Raw genomic sequence first — 17,297 nt, 5'->3', positions numbered from 1 at the left:
ATGACAGAATTTGAATTATACAACAAACTCCAAGAGGTATCTAAACTTTTAGATGATTATCAAAAGGGTAAGATTGAAAAGTCATCGCAGGATTGGAAAACTGAAATAGTTAAAGAATCCCAAGAAATTCTTAGAAAAAGTCACGTTCTTGGCGCTATGGGAAGCCCTTGTTCGTGCTGCGGGGGATCTGGACGATCGTAACAAAAAAATCCCCCAAACATCACACGGTGCTGGGGGATTTTATATAACTTCAATATCTATATCCAATTAACTGGCCTAGTTAATACTGTTCCGTCTTCCAACGTTAAAGAATCATCTAAAATACATTTTTTAAACCTATTCTCGTAGGACTTCAAATGGAGAATGGCATTACAACATTTTGTTAAAGTAACAGATGTTCTTTCGGGAGGCATATAACCAAATATCATATGTTTTGGGTTTAATTCCTTTGCTAGTTTAATTGCAGGGGAAAGATCACTATCAGCAGTTACAACAATAGATGAATCGCATTCATTCGTGAATACACACCTAAGCAAAGTAACAGCTATGTTAACATCGGTTTGTTTTTCTTCATAGGTACTATACTTCTTACCACCAAAAGTAACTTTCTTTTCCAAAAACTTTCCCAAAACCAATTGAAATTTTGGGTTTCTTTGATTAGCTTTAAAAAATACACCTTGTCTATTCTTCTGTCCTTGATTATGTGGTTTAGCTGAAAAATAGTATACCTTATTCAATTCTTGATTTGGTTTCATAAAAAGCTCAAAAAAAGAAACAATATCTAACCAATAAAATTTCTTCCACTTTATGTTCTTTAGACCATAATAGAAATTAAATCCATCTATATAAACATTAACTTTAATTTTTTTCTTCTCATCCATAAATTAGGTAAAAAAAAAGCTCCTTTAGGAGCTGGATCTAATGACGCAATGCATTAGAGGGGTAGTTATTAACTATACAAAGTTACTAATTATGTTGTAATCTAAAAATATTTTTTAAAAATTTTTTAAAAAAAACCGTGAGGTGTTTGGGAGACAACCCCACGGTACAACCAATTATAAACCTAAATTATGAAAAGTGCTAAAAAAGTGCCCGTCTTTCCGGGCTGTCAGGTGCTAACGTTCGGTATGGATTTACAGTCCAACCAATGTTTTTCCGATTTGCCACTCTTTGGCTAACTCATCGTTGCCGAGGTTATACCCGTCCGGTCATGTCCGTATCTCTATTACCTGTCCATGAAGTCAACCGTCTCCAGTTCTATGTCACCCAACACGGTTAGCACCATCTCTGCTATCTGTAAGGGTTGTGGAGCGTAAAGGATTCGAACCTTTATAGCGGTGTCTCGACTTCGATTGCTCTACACGTCGCTGTTTCCGCTCACCCAGTGCCACCGCCCCAGTTTCCCACGATCCAACCTCACAGCTGTAAGTGGGAATTAAAATACAATAATTTATTAGACACAGATAAAGTAGATCGTAATCCACTTATCAATGCGTTGAGGTGACTGGATTCGAACCAGTAATGTTACTATTTTATCCGGCAACTCGGTACTCCCGTAGGTTGCGTCTACCACGGCCGGCGAACCGCCAACCCCTTCCGCCACACCTCAATTTTAAAGCAAGAAAGTTTTGAAGACCTTCAAGACGTGCCTAGCTAGCAACACGCATCTTGCTTTATGTTTTCAAATTACAAGTCAACGCATTTTACGTTACAACTCCCTTTACAGAGGATACCTTTCATCATCAGACCAAGAAGCGCGATAATCTGCGTCTTTTACTAAGTAACTTATTAGGAGTTCCCGACATTATCTGACCTCGTATATCTTTAATTTTTTCAAAGAACAATCTTTCGCGGTCTATACGGGATTCGAACCCGTGATCTCTCGGCTGACAACCGAACACTCTAACCAACTGAGCCAATAGACCGTTTGCTAGTCTTTCCGAGCTGTCAAGCATACATAAATCAATACACATTCTTTTTCAGGTATGCCAGCCTATTATCGCCTGTGTCGCTGTAGGCCACCTCATAATCCAAGTAAACAACTGCCGCAGGTCTATTGGACATATGTGGTGCCCGACGGCGAAGCTTTATCGCCCCTTTTTGGTTTTTGATTACCTCACCCCGTAGGGAGCAGTTGTTAGTTGTACATTAGCCTCGCGCTGAAACAAATATACAACATATTTCAAACAAAACAAACATTTTGTAAACATTTTAAACATTTTATTATTATTCGGGAATAGTTGCGTTTTTGGTACGGTTGAGGTATATTTGGGTTTAACTTAATTTTATGGAAATATTTGAGCCAAAGAATTTCTTTGATTTTGCCGAATTGTTGACTAACGTATTCACAGGAGCTGTGGCTGTTGTAGGGTTGTTGATTGCCCTTAAAACTTATGAAGTCGCTACCAGAGCCTTAGGAGAATGGAAAAATGAAAAGAAGTTCGACATAGATATTGATGGATACGCTTATACGATTGAAACATTAAAGCTACTTGAAGACCTTAGAAAGGATCAATACAATCCAGACCTAGTTAAAAGTCATAGCAAAGAAATACTTACAGATATTTATGATACAGGTGAATTCGAAGTGTATAATTCTTATATAAAATTGTATTCGTACATGAAATACTATCAAGATTTAAAACCCGAATTATTTTCAGCTAGAAAAATAGCACTAACAATATTCAATCAATCCGATGATCAAGAACTGATTGATTTCTACAACAAATTTATGTCTTTCGAATCAACTATTTTCTCCGCACACCATAATTATCATACTTCTGTTATAAACAGATTCATTGATAAATATGAATACAAAAAAATTAATAAGGAAAACATTGCCCCAAATTTGATATTTAATGCTTTAAAACAAGAAAAACCAGAATCAGAAGATTTTGATTTACACGTATTTATATATGATAAATTATTTCTTCAAAAGTATGGAGATTGGCTTCAAGATTTAAGGGTAAAACAAACATCATTTTTCTATAAAAACTTTAAGAGAAATACATCCAATAAGTAAGGCGCCACTCAGGCGCCCTTCCATTAACCAGCGCCTTTTAACTTCACAACTGTCCCCTCGGCACCTGCCGCCGATCCCTCAGCCTTAATCTTCGCCATCTCGTCCTGGACGTTGGTAACCAGTCCAGATATACCCATGGCTGTCTCCAATGAGGTTAGCCCCGCTTCTTTAGCTTTAATCGCCAAATCAACATCTGCATCCAAATCATCCAGTTTGAACCGTGGTACCTCAACCGTGACAGCCAGCTCCTGCAAGGCAGCAGTAAGCCCAGTATCCATACTCGCCAATAACGCCTTCTCCAAATTCACGCTACGCTGCAACAACTCACCATATCCGCCATCAATCTCGTTACTAGCCGCCAAGTGAGCATCGATGAACACACGATCGAACGCGACGCCTGAAAGATCACCCAAAGCCTTCATTTCCTCAAAACTGATATTTGGAGTTTGGGTGAGGGAATAGATGAAATTGACTAGTGTGTCGATTTCCAGTTCTACTGCCTCAACAGACTGATCCCAGGTAACGTATTTAGCATCTGCATGATCACCTGTCAACAATACTGCCTTACCGCTCTCTCCTTTTTCCTGGGCTTCTGCTCCTGCCGCTCCCTTGAATACTAAAGTAGGCGAAGCGTGATAGTCATTCGTATCAGCAAAGTTTGAGATAACGGTTTCCAATCGTTCAATCAATGGCTGTACATTAGCCCATATCGGGGTGTCCTTGGAATAGTAGATGATTGGGAGCTTCTTGTATGGCAAGTCCACGGTAGCAACCAAGGTCCATCCACCCTCACCTCCACCGGAGCCGCCAGATCCTCCCTGCTCAAACTTCAATAACCGGTCCGCACTGTAGATGTCAAAGCATTTCACTGTCTTGTCGCCACCGCCTCCAGTATCACCTGCCAATTCCTCTAATGACTTCCGGCGATCGTATTGTCTACCGAAGTATGTCAAATCGCCATTGGCATCAAATACTGGAAGAAGCGTATCCCCTTTGCTTGGCGCTAGGATCTGCATTTTGAAATCCTTAGTAACAGTGCTGTAGCCCCCCCAGTGACTCGCATCCAACGCTTCTTTGGAATACCACAACTTCGCTACTTGCAGTTCCTTATTCAACAGCTTGGCGATCTCAGATTCCTTATATCCGACCTTGTTGTTCTCACGAAGGCGCTGTAAAAGATTGAAGGCCCGCTCCTGGTCATTGCCATCCGGTTCAGCATACAAACGTGCCTTACCTAAATTCATAAACGCCACCCTGCGAGTGACAATGATCTCCTGCAATGCTAAAGGAAGACGAGCGGGATCGACGTATATTGTGGTCAGTGTAGGCGTTTTCCCATCGGCCTGCATCACTGGTTTGCCATCCGATCCAATCACCTTCTTTTTAACCTCTTTACGCTTCCTAAGCTGCTCATCGTAGATATTGTGCTCCTTGATGTCAGTTTCCTTCTTCACATCATAGGCCGGAGTTGACTCCTTGCCTAACTCTTCAATTACCTTTGGATCAATGGCAGCTGATGCCACCTTAATTTCTTTTGCCATAACTTTATCTTTACCCAAACATTCCAATTATTGATTCGTCTATATTGCTTTCGTTAGTCTCTCCAAAATTCTCAACGACACCTGTTAAACAGTCAGCGCAATCGTCATGGGCATTCTTCCCTGACTTCAAATAAGCCTTGATATGCTTAGCGAAAACAGGCCACATTTTCTCCCATCCTACCGGCATATGGACCAATTGATTGACTTTATTTGAGTTGGAGAATATCCTTGCGGCTTTATTAGCACTTTGATGGAACCACTCAATTTTAGTATCGTAATGCTTCATCTTGGTTAGCTCAGTTTCAACGTTACGAGCAAAGCCCTTACCGCCGTTGTTGGACTCAATCTTTGCAAACTCAACTTTATTGAAAGCAAACTGCTGCGCTGTCAAAGGCTCCGTCAGTTCCATAGGATCCTGCGTATAAATCACATCGGTAACGTATATGGCTGTATCAGTCTCCTCGTATGCGATGCTACACAGGTAATCTTTACCTTCATCTGCGGTATCTGTGTATGACTTCCTCGTAACTGCCCTATTAGGCCTAACACTGTACAACTTGAACTCATTATACATCAAACCTTCCTTAGGCTGAGGATTCTGCATGTACTGCCGACCGAAGTTGATTGGATTGATGTCGTTCATTTTCAAAAGCTCATCCAACGTATGCTTGAACTCCCATAACGCACGTCCATCCTTCAATTCCTGTCCTTCCTCGACGATAATACACGGCAATGAAAGCACTGTCCATTCACCTGGATAATTCTCTAATACATGACCACATAAATCATTTTCGTGCAACCGCTGCATAATGATGATGATAGGTGTATTACGAGAGTTCACCCGGTTGATAATCGTGCTATCGAATCGGTTATTCACACGGCCGCGAACAACATCGCTATCCGCATCATCAGGTTTTATCGGGTCATCGATGATCAATGCACCGCCGAAAGTGGTGACGCCGGTATCAGCAGTAAGATCATCAAGGGCGGATTGGAACTCTTCCTCGTCTGCATCACCGCTGGAACCCGGTTCAATATCAACCTGCCCTGCACCAAAACCTGTAACCTGACCACCGGCTGCACGTGCATAAACCCCACCGCCCTGCGTGGTATACCATTTGTTTTTAGCCGTGGCGCCTTGTTTTAATTGCACATCTGGGAACAACTGTTGGTACGCTTCACTTTGCACCAAATCCTTTACAGCTTCCGAGTTATCCAAAGCAAGATCATCCGAATATGACAGGTGAATGAATTTCGAAGCAGGATTGATCGCAAGGCCGGCCGATATAAGGTTCTTTACGGCCAATTCAGTTTTACCATATCTGGGCGCTATATTGATAATCAAGCGCTTAAGACGGCCCATCAATACATCATCCAGTGCAGCAGCTATCTTAACATGATGCTCACCAACAACAAAACTCCTTCCGTATTGCTTTTGGAAGAAGTACTTGGTGTAGTTCATTATCGATGACTTGCACCAGAGGGCTATAATATCTCGTTTTGTGAATCCTTCTGTTGTCATTGCACTATAGTCCACATGCTGTGTTGTTTGATAACATCTAGGGTGTAACCTCTTCTCAAATGAGATAATATGCAATACATTTGATTCAAATTGAGCTTTTGAAAGTGTTCAGAGTCTTCATAAGTCACAGGATGGGCTATACACCTGAATGCATATGATAGATCCTCTTTAGCAATTTTATCAGCTCTTTCTTCTCTAGTATCTTTCAGGCTTTCCAATACGCGCGTATGCATATCTTTAAACAAACTTTTGAATTGACTTAATAATGTGCTCATGTTTACCCCTCCTCTATATTAAAATTTCCACCTGAAAGTTGTTTCAGCAAACGCTGTGCTTCCTCGGGCGATACCTTCTCGTTCATCGATTCTCCTTTGGTTGTGATATCTAATTTATCTTTAAACATGCCTCTAACTCGCATCAAACGATCCATTGCTGCATCGGCCGGATAAAGCTCAACCTCTAATCCATTCTTGCCATATTTGAATGATTTAATTATACCCCGCTCTTTATCTGCTAACAGTTTCGGCATGTCAACCTCGACTTGGGGAATTAATTCAGGCTCACCATCCACATATCGGTATGCATCTGGATTATGTTTCAATTCAATTGAATATTTTAGGATCTTATCCTGGATAGGCTCAACAACAGATTTTTGAAAATCATCATACTGTTCTTCAGTGTAACCTTTCTCAGCGCAAAACTCCTCTTGAAGTATCAGGTTGAATTCGAGTTCACTAATGATATCCCTAAGACCTTTCTTAACCCTTGGCCTATATTCAACCATGCGAGTGGTCATATAGTCTGCAAGGTTGCCTTTAGCAATATCAGCTGTTTTTTTGGTAAGTTCCTCAGCTGTAAGGGTAAGCTGATCAAGTCGAGTCTTTATTGCTTCTCGGATGTCAACATTTGTCAACAAACGTTGCCCTTGTGATCTAGCTGTATTTTCACTATATCCAGCACTTATTGCCGCTTGTGTTGCATTGTAACCATTAGAGCAATATTCCTCAACAAAACGCTGCTGATTGACTGTCAACTTCACTTCCTCACTCATCTCCCCTAACCTCCTCTAAAATTTCATGAACTGTATCTCTTACCCAAGATGTTTTTGAATAATAAAATCTACATTGGTCCATCTTTCCGCTAATTGCCTGAGATGTTACGCCTAATGCGTCGCTAAGCAGCTTTGACACCCCATTCTTGATTTTTATATCCGTAAGTATTGACTCAGGCGAACACAGAAGAAGGACTGAAATTATTGCCAATAATCTAACCTTCCAAGTTTCTTCACTATGCAGGTATGCCAGGTTTACAACACGCTCTACCAGCTCCGCTGAACATGGAATAGCTTTAAGCTTCTGCTCAGCTTCTTGAAATACATCTGGGTGATGCGAAGCAACGTACTTGGCAATATTTTGATTGATCTGTATAGGTTGACGGTTGCTCATGACGCTTTCTTAATTTCTGGTTGACCAAGGATTGATACTATAACGTCAAGGTATTCTTCAAGAGATCTTATAACCCACACGGGTGTTCCGTCCTCTGACCAAGTTTTGTGTACTTCTTTTTGAGCAGGAGAAACTGTGCCTTCCTCTGTTTTCAGTTCGAATCCAAATGCACGACCTGAATTGATAAGGATCATATCAGGAATACCCGGAACGATACCACTTGCACGTCTCCGTGACAAGAACATTCCAATACGTTTGCGAATTGACTCGCGTAGGATAGTAAACCATCGTTGAGATCCAACATGACGCTGTACCTGTGAAAGGACGTACTCAGCATCGTTGGGGAGTTCATTAGCAACATGGAAAAACTTCCTTCGTGTTGAAGGGTAATAATTCCACATATACTGGAAGATCTTTGCTTGTAATTGTTCCTCTGTCATTTTTGTTCATTTTAAAAATAGGAGCCTTCACCCTTGACCGCTCCGGCCCCTATCATAAACATACACAACTCAAAAATACAACATAACATTAGATAACGCAAATGTTATGTTCAGAAAAATGAAAATTGTACGGGAACCCGTAGAAATGGGCAGTTTCTTACAAAACGAGAAGGCCGTCTTACAGAATAAAGTAAGAGAAAAACAGCGATTCTGAGCAATAGAGCAGGATTTTATCAGTTCTTACAAAATAACCCCATAGTTTTGAATCTTTCCTATAATATATAATTTACATATACATCTTATTTTTATGCAAACGTTTGCGTGTTATAACATATATATACGTTTTTTTATAATATGTTTTTTTTAGTAAAAAAAGGGTATTATTTTGTAAGACAGGTAAAAATAGGCCTTAGTGAAGGTGTAAAGGCACTTTTTTCTTACATAATATTATGTAAGACACGTGTAAGATGGCGTAAGACGTCGTAATATTTTGTAATAAATAGCTAATTTCACTTTTTTTTGGTAGTGTCGAGAAAAAGTTGTAAAGTGATGGAAGGACAAAAGAAAAGCCCCAACTTTTCAGAAGGGGCTGTATTGGGGAGTTATGAAATGAAGATCGGTGCATTACAGATACCAATGAGGATGATCCTCGATGTACTTTAAATACCTCCTACCGGAAGCGTCTTGGGTGAATACATCCGGTTTAAATGACAATTTATTATTGTTAATATCAACATCTACTACCAATGCATACGCTGAGTCTTGTAAATCACCAGTCCATTCCTTAGGAAATATGACTTGAATCCAATTATCATATGTTTTACCTTGCACATATCCCGTACCGTATACTGGATGATAAACAATACAATGATGGTCGAATACTGTTTGAGTAAATGGCGTACCATCATCATCGTATTCTTCTCTAACTGTGTAGTTGGTACCACTATCATCTCCACGTGTGTGCATATTATCATGAAACTTACCTCCATAGTTATCCGCCCAATTTTGAGCTGCTTCACGATCTGTAAAGTGTAAATTATAATGCGCCATCAGTTCTCTATATTTAATTTATCTTCCAGATAACTAACGACTCCATTTTCGCTACCCCATGCCAACCCCTCTAATATCTGACCATCTTTACGATAGCACCAACTTTCTTCACCATATGCTTTAGCTGACAAATACACCTCGTATCCAAGTGATTTTAACTTAGACTTACGTTTTTGGAACTCTTTACACCATTGCTCAGATTGAGCTTTCCGGCGAGCGGTTCGATCTGCTGTTCTTCCCATTTTATTGTTTAACAAGGCGGCTTTTACACCGCCGTTTTGGTTAATTAATATTAATTAGCTAAATACTTCAAGGCTTCATCGTGTGCATCTTCCGATGAACTAAAGCACATTCCTGAATTATATTGATATGTATGATGTTCGTTTGTCCATACAATACGAAATCCATAATACACACCATTACCTATTACTTCTATTTCAGTATTCATATCTATTTTATTCAAAGCCCCCGAAGGGGCTGGGTTAACCTTTGATTTTCTTGTACAGAGAATTTATAGCCGTCCGGTTTGTCTCAGGCTCCCCTTTCTCAGCGGAAATCCAGTATGCTTCCTGGAGTATTTTAGTCAGCAACTCTGTCTCGATCTCATCAAAGAACAAAGGCGCCTTATTATCCATCAATGACACCTCATACGTGTATTTCTTCCTTTTGCTATGGACAACCGTGGCTTCTCCAGTCCCAAGTTGCTCAATTGTGATATTGGTAGGTTCCTTGGCTACGACAATAAACTCTTTGCCCCAAAGCTTGCCATCGAAAGTGAATTTTTGACCTATCTGTAATTCGTAAAATTTCATATTCAAGATTGTTTAAAAAAGGCTCTCCAAACAGAGAGCCAAACAGGTTTTTACATCCTTATCGCAAACTCGACAAATACCAGCCTGCGCAATTCCTCTATTGATCACGGTGCCCGAGGAAGACAAACAACCTTGCGGTTGTAAACCATATGAAGAGATCCGTCAAGGTGGATCAGTTCAATTCCGTATTGTTGCTGTAAAGTGTGTATGTTCATGTTTTTAGGAACGCCCCATTTTTTAATCCGGGAAATTAATACCTAGTAAAAATCCAACGATCATGCATAGTGCTATAAGCACTACACAAATTGCAACCATTGCCTTTTCAGAATGCAGGATCTTATCCCACCGGTTGCTGGCGACCTGTAAACGGAAAACCATCAGCCGCCAGTACGCTCGCACCCGACGCATCAGATATTCCATTCTTGTAGTTGGCTTAAACTTATTCTTCTGCCAAGCTTGTTGCAATTTGTGGTACTTTTCGATGGCGCTTGTCTGCTCAGTACGATCATTGCTTGCATCCCAAACACCGCCCAAAGTTGGAGGCTGGATCCGATCCAACCTGCCAGTGATATTTTCGTTGTTCATGCCGTAACCTTTAGCCAAGTTTCAAAATCAGGTTTTTCTAGGCAGCTTGCTGAAAGTTCCACCCTGCAGCAAGGACATTCGTTATGGGCTTCTGCCGGATCTTCCCAGCTGCCTTGTGAGTCGGTAACATACACCAATTGGTCATCACTAACCACCCATGAACAGAAAGGGCAAATTGTTGTATGATTGTCCAGTTGATATTCCGCGTGCATCTCGATTGCTTCGTCGAAACCTATATCACCGACTATTTCACGGGCGGAATTGTGAATTTTGATTAAATTTTCATTACTTTGCATCACGTTTAAATTCTTTGTTAGAGATTTTTTACTAGCGGTTAGATAGGAATGCCCTCCTTCTAACCGCGCTTTTTTTGCAGTACATCTAGGCGACTGCGTTCGCCTTTTGTCAATCTTAGGTACCGTTGTCCCTTTTGACTCTACAAACTTATTAAACATTTTAAACATTTCAAACAATTTAAACATTTTGTTTGTAAAATACTGTTTATCAGTAAGAAAAATTTCACCAAAATTCGGCATCAAAAAGGAAATCCGTCATCTTCGACTTCCGCTCCCTCATACACGCCTTCGAAAATATGCACTCGTTTAGTTCCCTGATTCGGTATGTACTTCGGTTGGGAATGTTCTAAAGATAGACCGTGACGTTCGCAAAACTCTTTCACTGCATTGGATAATGTTTTCTGAGATAGCTTATACTTCTCCTTCAATTCACCTGACACATACTCATCATATTGGCGTTGGAAGGCTCCGGCCTCCACAAAATCCATACGCAGCCAATGGCTGATATTGTCCTTCAGGAACTCCAATGTTTTCTCTCCATACTGGTTTGAGAACTTCTTGTCCCAACCAATATTGGATAGCTCAACCAGTTCAACCTTACCGCCTTGCTGCAGGTGGTATTGAATTGACGAGATAACGAAGTCGTCAAAACCTTTCCAGTCTTCCTTGGTAAATCCCGAAGGGAACATTTTATTGTGAACGGCATCAACACCACCATGCCGTGTATAGTAGTCAGTGAACTCAACAGGACGTATCCGCCGGCGGAGGCCACCGTCTGAATCTTCATAGGAGAAGTTGGTATTGATCAGAATCTTAGGCATATCCTCCGGACGGATCTCCTCCTCGTTTTTATAAAGCTTCTTCAATAATCCGAAACCGGTTGTCTGTTCCTTAAGGAATGACCAATCTATTTTTCTAGGGATGTCCGCAAGGAAAAACACACGCTGGCCGTTCCAAGCCTGTAAGAACTTTTCATTGAACTGCACCATTGCCCCTGGAACGGTGCAGACAGTAGTCATCTCTCGAAGGATATTACCAAATATATTCTTACCCGATCCGCCCCCCTTTTTTGGGTCAGAAACCATTTCCTGAAGGACAATGATATATCCAGCCGATTCAGATTTAAAGTCATGGGACAGGTATCCAATAACGTTTCTGATATAATCCTTCACTTGGCCCGCTTCTTCTCCGGTCGCGTTTTTAAGGTAGGTTTGGAACAATTGAGAAGGCTGCACATCATCGCCAAGGTAGTTACGTGATAACATTTTATCGGTCCAAATCAAGCCATCAATGTCTGCGTAGTCCATCTTGGTTATCGTGTCGGCAGTGATCCGGATGGCTACATTGTTATAGAACTTGTAACAGCAGTCGGCTGTGTCGTAAATGCAGTCGCTATCGTCGAACCGCTCGAGACGATTATCCATAATAAACTTGCCAGAAGACTGGATAAACTTCTCATAGGCATTGCAAATATCCTTGTATACATCCGCTTCCTCTTCCTGGATATAATCCTTCATATTATCGAAGAAGGTCATCACATCAATACGATCTACGAACTTACCATTGATCTGAATGGCGGCCTGTTTGTACGATCGAAAACCAAGGTTCTTAGCCACATGCAAAAAGTCCTCACGGCTAATCTGCATTTTATGGTTTTCGTCATACTTCCAGAATACGCCATACGGGTGCATCTGGGCAAACTGCTCCTGCAATCTTTGAAATTCCTCCTTTGCCTCCTCTGAAAAGTTCGGAGGAACGGCGGACTGTCCATTGATAACAGCTTTCTTTACCAATGACTGCTCGACATTACGCTTCACTTGACCGAAACCTCCTTGGACCAGTTCACGGAATGCTGCTTTCTTATCCCCATTGTGCGTAAACTCGGCAAATAGAGTAGCAGGGTTGTATCCTCTAGCCTCCTGCAAGTCCGTGGAACTTGTGAAAATGTAGAATACCCGTTTTTCTCTGTTGAAAGACGCAGACACACCGTCCTCCTTACCTGGCCTTGTAAACCAAATAAAACGCGTGTTCTCCCGAAGAAACTTCCACCCCTGAGACTCCATGAGTTGCACGGGATCACACTGGTTGTTAAAGTCCTCGAATGGGTTGGTGGTATAAATTGACTCCTGTGTTTGAGTGAGCTTAGGAGACGGGGCAACCTTGGTAATCTCGCAATAACTCTGACATAGGTTGATCAGTGAGCAACGCTCCTCCCAAGTGATAACAGGAATCGGATTGTTTTGATGTATGGTGTACCCCAATGATGGAGGGAAAAGAAAATATCCCCCTTCGCCACGGGTTTCCAAGAAGTTCACGGTTTTGGTTGGCTTCCGCTTACCGGATGAATAATCTGCCTGCAACTCCTCGTCCGTTTTCATCCGGCCCGCAAGCTTCAGGTTACCCTGAGGCGCACGGTCTGCGATTCGGTATATGATATGATAACCGCCAGAGGGGGTGCGGTGGATCCGCAGACGGGAAGCGAGATGTGGGTAGAACTTATTGATATCACTGAGAAGAATTGCGTCAATACCTGGATAATACTTGGAGTCAATATCAATACATTCAAGGTTACCAGATACAGCCCCGCACACTGCAGCAATCGCCGTCGTATTCTTTTGCTCCATGATAACCCACAGCTCCCCCTCATCGGCAACGCGCTGCTGGTACTCAGCCCATGAACCATATGGAGTTTTGGCGGGCCGGCCACACTCAGCTTCCTCACGCACTGGTATCAGCGAAATTCCGTCCTTAACAAGTTCGGAAATCATTGGCCATATTTTCCCTAATTCAACTCCCATCTTTAACGTAATTGTATATCTGTAAAATCAATTTTATTAGCTCCTATCATTCTGGACTGGATGTCCACCCAAGTCGGTTTGTAACCCATGGCCGCACCGAATGCCGAAAGAAATCCCTTTTGTACCTGCTCTTTTGCTTTGGCGACACGGGTAGCAAAAACCTGTTTCTTCTTCATCTTGGCGTAAATAGCAAGTTCTGCCGGCGTGAGCTCGCTTATCTTCCGGCCGACAAGATTAGTGTAGTGGCTGGTGACTTCCACCAATTCCCCTTGCTCCAATTCCTTTTCTGTCAGTGGTCTTTCGTGTCCGCAGAAAGGACAGATACGCTGAGTGGTTGATATGATGGATTCGCATTCAGGGCATAAGGCAACAGGAGCAACTCCTTCACCTTTTTTGGAACGCTTGGTTATCTCCCACATATTCTCCCAGTCCCTATCCTCAAAATAAAGTCCGTGACGTTCCCAGTTGCCACCGTAATCCAGTACACGGAAATGACTTTTTAGTGGTGTGCCATCCGCGGACCATACCGGACGGCTCCCGCGGCCTATCATTTGGAGATACAGAGGCAATGAGGTTGTTGCTCGGTTGAGAATAACCAAGTCAACAGCAGGGGCGTCGAAACCCTTTGTCAAGCTCGCTACCGATACGCAGATATTCGCCAAGCCAAGCTCGGTGAACTTGGCTAACTCATAGGATCCATTCTCAAGCTGGGAATGGTATTCCACGGATGCGAATCCCTCGTCAAGCAGGCGTTGGTTCATCTCACGAGCATGTTTGATAGAAGACACGAAAATCATACACTTATTGAATGATGCGGAACGTAGATCCTCGAAAATACCATCATACACTGCTGCCGTTGAAAATGCCGCGGTCTGGGATTGTTCAGTATATTCACCGTTACGCATTTCGAGAATGTCGGTATCGGCCTTGGTCCGTGCAAGATGTTGGTAAGAGCACAGGAAACCTTGTTGGATCAATTCGTCTACCTGACAACACACGACGCAGGTATTGTACAGCTCAGCCAAGTGCTTCGCTACTCTACCGTCCGGTGTTGCAGTGAAACCAAGGATATAAGGATTGCTCACCTCTATCAACCGGCGGATGATATTTGAGGGTGTTCCAATATGGGCTTCATCTACAATAATAAGTGGAGGAAAATCCAGCTGCGCAAGCTGTTCCAAGATTAATGGGCGCCGAGTAAGGGTCTGAGCCATGGCAATATAAAGTTGTCCTCCTTTGATATGCACATGCTTTTTACCGTTTGCAATTTCAATTCCACCTGCTTCACCAATAATCTGGTCGAAAATCTTGGTAGTCTCGCTGATGATAACTACGGCACGGCCATTGGCAATAGCTTTGTAGGCAATGTCAATGAACATCTTGGTTTTGCCCGATCCAGTCGGAGCGCAAGCTATAACCCGTCGGTGATCCCTCAGGGCAACAGCTAAGTTCTTTACAAATTCAGCTTGATATGGTCGTAATGTTGGAAGCGTAACTTTCATGCCGCTACCTCACTTTCCGGTAGCGCGCAAAAAATCAATACAGTATTGTACATGTTCAAATTCTTTTATGCCCTTGGGCTTTGTTAGAGATTTTTAAATGAAGCGGTGAAAGGGTTTGCCCTCCACAGTCACCGCTTTTTGTAACTTGTGGTTGCGACTAGAACGGTAGATCGTCGTCGTCACTTTCCAAGGAAATATCCACAGGTGCCGGCGGCATATCCGCATATCCTGCTGACGGTGGTGCTGATGTAGTAGTTCCAAGTTTCGTAACTCTCCATGCAACTAATGAGTTGAAATAGGTTGTTACACCGTCTTTGTTAGTCCATGGCCTACCTCGTAGATTGAAAGAAACTTCGACTTCTTGGCCTATAGCAAGATTATCAAAAATTGATGTTCGATCTTGTGTAGCTTCAAATCTGATATACTCCACAAACTGCGGGTTCTCCGCATAAGCAACGATCATATCGCGTTTTTTAAATGATTCTGTTACTTGTTCTGTTGTTCCAACTTCGTGTACTTTACCTCTAATTTCCATTGTTATACTGCTTTTTGTAATTTGATTTTTTCTAATTTTTGCTCCTCTTCCAGGTTATCCATAATATCCGAAATGGTTTCAGGTGCTAGTCTGGAAAAGAAGTCCATCGCTCGATATAGTTCCGCAGGCGCTTCGAATTGGACGGTATCATTGTCCTTCGGGCGGAAGTGTTTTCTAAACTCTTTGAGTAGGAACGATGAGCTTTCACGCGCCTTCCGCAGATGATTATTCATTAACGGATTCCAAAACTTAATCGGCTCGAAGAAACATTTATCAACGTTTTCAGCGCACTGCAAGAAAAGGTAATACGCATTGATCTGATAATACATTTCCTCGGCTTGTTTCTGGGTTAGGTGGACTTGGTTTTTCATTACGCCGCCCTCCGTTTGCCAGTAACACGTGCCACAGCCTTATATTTAGGCTCATACGACACGTCCTTATGCTCAACCATTTCACCAGTTGCTTTGGCCTGCTTCTCAGCAAACATGCGCATACTATCTAGTTTTACCTTTGCAAGATCTTCCGCAGGTGTACCGCTGTTGGTCAAGTAATACTCTATCACAGCGCGCCAACCATCCACACTACCCACCACAACCGAATACGATTCTACAGTCTTCGGAGCTTCCTCCTGCCTATTTGCCTGAGCAACCATGACAGTAACATTGGCCTGTTGTTTTGCTTTGGCGGCTTCATCTGCAGCGCGCTTCTCTGCGGAACTACGAGCTTCTTCAGCTTCTTGCTCCTGCTTTAGGCGGAGTTCTTCAGCAGCTTTATTATCAGCGATGCCTTGTTCTAATTCGGCAACGCGGGCAGGAAACATTTCCAAAATGTATTCTGCGTATTTGGTTACCTCGCTAGTAAAATGAGTAGATGACGCAGCAAATCTCTCAGCTGTACGCACCTCGCCGATCAAGTCCTCTGAGCCAACCAACGTAATAGTTTCCCAAGCTTCATTTGAAAGCTTTGCGTTGATGAAACTTGCGATCGCTGCCCTAGCATCCTCTGCATTTTCCAAATCGAAATTGCTGTAAACTTGTAGAATTGTGCGCTTAGTTTCTCCAAGCAATGCCGCATACCCATTCCTTAATTGCGTCTCCAAATTGGCAATGTCATCAATACGCTTTTGCTTCCGTTGAAGTTCCTCACGTTCTTTACGTGCAGCTTCAGCTGCCTCTTCCGCGTGTATGCGTGCGGAAGTGTCTCTCAAACGCTGGATAGGGTCGTACAAGTCTTTTCCCAACTCATTTTCGATCGCTGTGAATGCTTTGATGAACGCGTGAGCTTTTTCGGTGTAGACTGTACGAGTTTCATTCATGAACTTTACGGCTTTCTTAGCGGACACTTGCCAGTTCATCAATTCATCATCCATTTCTTTAGGTAACTTGTCGCCAAATTTCTTGGCCTTCTCAATTAGCGCAGCTTGCTTAGTAGCATATTTCACAAGCATATTGGATGACGTTGTATAAACAGCACCTGCACTTTGCAGGTCTGTTTGAGACAGGTGTATTGCTAGACCTGTGTTTTTTTGTTGAGATGTGTTGTTCATGATCTCGAATATTTTTTGCTTTCGTTCTGTTTTGCTTCTTCCACGCTGAACCATTTTCCTTTTTGGTACGCAACCAAACGTCTTCTTACTCCGTGGATAATCAATGTATCCGAATCAGATAAATACTCATAATTGATTATCATATATCCAAGCTTACTTGCTTTAAGAAGTAATTCTTCAATTTTATTTTGCTCTGCTTTCAT

General features: G+C 42.2%; 19 protein-coding genes and 1 tRNA gene. 2 read left to right on the top strand and 18 right to left on the bottom strand.

The features are described from left to right. A complete protein-coding gene (locus tag K7A41_RS23505) occupies positions 1-201 on the top strand; it encodes a hypothetical protein (RefSeq protein WP_265715811.1) in 201 nt (66 codons plus the stop codon). Between the two features lie 56 nt (positions 202-257). Here K7A41_RS23505 and K7A41_RS23500 read toward each other — a convergent pair whose 3' ends face one another. Both K7A41_RS23500 and K7A41_RS23495 read right to left on the bottom strand, forming a co-directional pair. Then, positions 258-881, bottom strand: coding sequence for an NYN domain-containing protein (locus K7A41_RS23500; RefSeq protein WP_265715810.1), 624 nt, complete (start codon positions 879-881; stop codon positions 258-260). Between the two features lie 970 nt (positions 882-1,851). Continuing rightward, positions 1,852-1,925, bottom strand: a tRNA-Asp gene (locus K7A41_RS23495). A 362-nt stretch (positions 1,926-2,287) separates the two neighbouring features. On the opposite strand from K7A41_RS23495, the gene K7A41_RS23490 reads away from it, so the two are divergent. Beyond that, a complete protein-coding gene (locus K7A41_RS23490) occupies positions 2,288-3,022 on the top strand; it encodes a hypothetical protein (protein ID WP_265715809.1) in 735 nt (244 codons plus the stop codon). Between the two features lie 23 nt (positions 3,023-3,045). On the opposite strand, the gene K7A41_RS23485 is transcribed toward K7A41_RS23490, so the two are convergent. From K7A41_RS23485 to K7A41_RS23410, 16 genes are all read right to left on the bottom strand, one after another. Continuing rightward, positions 3,046-4,563, bottom strand: a complete 1,518-nt coding sequence (locus K7A41_RS23485; protein ID WP_265715808.1) for a phage portal protein — start codon at positions 4,561-4,563, stop codon at positions 3,046-3,048. A 10-nt stretch (positions 4,564-4,573) separates the two neighbouring features. Further along, complete coding sequence (gene terL / locus K7A41_RS23480; RefSeq protein WP_265715807.1) at positions 4,574-6,025, bottom strand: phage terminase large subunit; 1,452 nt, start codon at positions 6,023-6,025, stop codon at positions 4,574-4,576. Positions 6,026-6,362: 337 nt separating this feature from the next. Then, on the bottom strand, positions 6,363-7,136 hold the full coding sequence (locus tag K7A41_RS23475; protein WP_265715806.1) for a terminase small subunit: 774 nt from the start codon (positions 7,134-7,136) through the stop codon (positions 6,363-6,365). After that, a complete protein-coding gene (locus tag K7A41_RS23470; protein ID WP_265715805.1) occupies positions 7,129-7,530 on the bottom strand; it encodes a hypothetical protein in 402 nt (133 codons plus the stop codon). Before K7A41_RS23470 ends, K7A41_RS23475 begins: the two co-directional genes overlap by 8 nt. After that, positions 7,527-7,970: a VRR-NUC domain-containing protein gene (locus K7A41_RS23465; protein WP_265715804.1), complete on the bottom strand. Its 444-nt coding sequence runs from the start codon at positions 7,968-7,970 to the stop codon at positions 7,527-7,529. Before K7A41_RS23465 ends, K7A41_RS23470 begins: the two co-directional genes overlap by 4 nt. Before the next feature lie 624 nt (positions 7,971-8,594). Then, entirely contained in the window at positions 8,595-9,020 is a 426-nt protein-coding gene (locus tag K7A41_RS23460) for a hypothetical protein (protein ID WP_265715803.1), read from the bottom strand. Continuing rightward, the gene (locus tag K7A41_RS23455; protein WP_265715802.1) at positions 9,020-9,262 is read right to left on the bottom strand and encodes a hypothetical protein; all 243 of its coding nucleotides are present in this window, start codon (positions 9,260-9,262) and stop codon (positions 9,020-9,022) included. Before K7A41_RS23455 ends, K7A41_RS23460 begins: the two co-directional genes overlap by 1 nt. Positions 9,263-9,502: 240 nt before the next feature. Continuing rightward, positions 9,503-9,832 (bottom strand): hypothetical protein, encoded by a 330-nt coding sequence (locus tag K7A41_RS23450; RefSeq protein WP_265715801.1) that lies wholly within the window; start codon positions 9,830-9,832, stop codon positions 9,503-9,505. Between the two features lie 237 nt (positions 9,833-10,069). Further along, a complete protein-coding gene (locus K7A41_RS23445; protein WP_265715800.1) occupies positions 10,070-10,417 on the bottom strand; it encodes a hypothetical protein in 348 nt (115 codons plus the stop codon). Beyond that, positions 10,414-10,953, bottom strand: a complete 540-nt coding sequence (locus tag K7A41_RS23440; protein ID WP_265715799.1) for a hypothetical protein — start codon at positions 10,951-10,953, stop codon at positions 10,414-10,416. Before K7A41_RS23440 ends, K7A41_RS23445 begins: the two co-directional genes overlap by 4 nt. Continuing rightward, positions 10,953-13,511, bottom strand: a complete 2,559-nt coding sequence (locus K7A41_RS23435) for a bifunctional DNA primase/polymerase (RefSeq protein ID WP_265715798.1) — start codon at positions 13,509-13,511, stop codon at positions 10,953-10,955. Before K7A41_RS23435 ends, K7A41_RS23440 begins: the two co-directional genes overlap by 1 nt. 2 nt (positions 13,512-13,513) lie before the next feature. After that, on the bottom strand, positions 13,514-15,013 hold the full coding sequence (locus tag K7A41_RS23430; protein WP_265715797.1) for a DEAD/DEAH box helicase: 1,500 nt from the start codon (positions 15,011-15,013) through the stop codon (positions 13,514-13,516). A 157-nt stretch (positions 15,014-15,170) separates the two neighbouring features. After that, positions 15,171-15,548: a DUF3127 domain-containing protein gene (locus K7A41_RS23425; RefSeq protein ID WP_265715796.1), complete on the bottom strand. Its 378-nt coding sequence runs from the start codon at positions 15,546-15,548 to the stop codon at positions 15,171-15,173. A 2-nt stretch (positions 15,549-15,550) separates the two neighbouring features. After that, positions 15,551-15,919, bottom strand: coding sequence for a hypothetical protein (locus tag K7A41_RS23420; RefSeq protein ID WP_265715795.1), 369 nt, complete (start codon positions 15,917-15,919; stop codon positions 15,551-15,553). Then, positions 15,919-17,094 (bottom strand): hypothetical protein, encoded by a 1,176-nt coding sequence (locus tag K7A41_RS23415; RefSeq protein WP_265715794.1) that lies wholly within the window; start codon positions 17,092-17,094, stop codon positions 15,919-15,921. Before K7A41_RS23415 ends, K7A41_RS23420 begins: the two co-directional genes overlap by 1 nt. Further along, on the bottom strand, positions 17,091-17,297 hold the full coding sequence (locus K7A41_RS23410; RefSeq protein WP_265715793.1) for a hypothetical protein: 207 nt from the start codon (positions 17,295-17,297) through the stop codon (positions 17,091-17,093). The genes K7A41_RS23415 and K7A41_RS23410 overlap by 4 nt, the downstream gene beginning before the upstream one ends.

It is taken from the genome of Sphingobacterium sp. InxBP1 (genome assembly GCF_026191775.1).
Taxonomy (GTDB): Bacteria; Bacteroidota; Bacteroidia; order Sphingobacteriales; family Sphingobacteriaceae; genus Sphingobacterium; species Sphingobacterium thalpophilum.
This window is presented reverse-complemented; position numbering and strand designations above follow the sequence as displayed.

Bases quoted from the DNA above. Each gene is read 5' to 3' on its own strand.
- K7A41_RS23505 (WP_265715811.1), top strand. From the start codon at position 1: ATGACAGAATTTGAATTATACAACAAACTCCAAGAGGTATCTAAACTT.
- K7A41_RS23500 (WP_265715810.1), bottom strand. From the start codon at position 881: ATGGATGAGAAGAAAAAAATTAAAGTTAATGTTTATATAGATGGATTT.
- K7A41_RS23490 (WP_265715809.1), top strand. From the start codon at position 2,288: ATGGAAATATTTGAGCCAAAGAATTTCTTTGATTTTGCCGAATTGTTG.
- K7A41_RS23485 (WP_265715808.1), bottom strand. From the start codon at position 4,563: ATGGCAAAAGAAATTAAGGTGGCATCAGCTGCCATTGATCCAAAGGTA.
- terL (WP_265715807.1), bottom strand. From the start codon at position 6,025: ATGAACTACACCAAGTACTTCTTCCAAAAGCAATACGGAAGGAGTTTT.
- K7A41_RS23475 (WP_265715806.1), bottom strand. From the start codon at position 7,136: ATGAGTGAGGAAGTGAAGTTGACAGTCAATCAGCAGCGTTTTGTTGAG.
- K7A41_RS23470 (WP_265715805.1), bottom strand. From the start codon at position 7,530: ATGAGCAACCGTCAACCTATACAGATCAATCAAAATATTGCCAAGTAC.
- K7A41_RS23465 (WP_265715804.1), bottom strand. From the start codon at position 7,970: ATGACAGAGGAACAATTACAAGCAAAGATCTTCCAGTATATGTGGAAT.
- K7A41_RS23460 (WP_265715803.1), bottom strand. From the start codon at position 9,020: ATGGCGCATTATAATTTACACTTTACAGATCGTGAAGCAGCTCAAAAT.
- K7A41_RS23455 (WP_265715802.1), bottom strand. From the start codon at position 9,262: ATGGGAAGAACAGCAGATCGAACCGCTCGCCGGAAAGCTCAATCTGAG.
- K7A41_RS23450 (WP_265715801.1), bottom strand. From the start codon at position 9,832: ATGAAATTTTACGAATTACAGATAGGTCAAAAATTCACTTTCGATGGC.
- K7A41_RS23445 (WP_265715800.1), bottom strand. From the start codon at position 10,417: ATGAACAACGAAAATATCACTGGCAGGTTGGATCGGATCCAGCCTCCA.
- K7A41_RS23440 (WP_265715799.1), bottom strand. From the start codon at position 10,953: ATGCCGAATTTTGGTGAAATTTTTCTTACTGATAAACAGTATTTTACA.
- K7A41_RS23435 (WP_265715798.1), bottom strand. From the start codon at position 13,511: ATGGGAGTTGAATTAGGGAAAATATGGCCAATGATTTCCGAACTTGTT.
- K7A41_RS23430 (WP_265715797.1), bottom strand. From the start codon at position 15,013: ATGAAAGTTACGCTTCCAACATTACGACCATATCAAGCTGAATTTGTA.
- K7A41_RS23425 (WP_265715796.1), bottom strand. From the start codon at position 15,548: ATGGAAATTAGAGGTAAAGTACACGAAGTTGGAACAACAGAACAAGTA.
- K7A41_RS23420 (WP_265715795.1), bottom strand. From the start codon at position 15,919: ATGAAAAACCAAGTCCACCTAACCCAGAAACAAGCCGAGGAAATGTAT.
- K7A41_RS23415 (WP_265715794.1), bottom strand. From the start codon at position 17,094: ATGAACAACACATCTCAACAAAAAAACACAGGTCTAGCAATACACCTG.
- K7A41_RS23410 (WP_265715793.1), bottom strand. From the start codon at position 17,297: ATGAAAGCAGAGCAAAATAAAATTGAAGAATTACTTCTTAAAGCAAGT.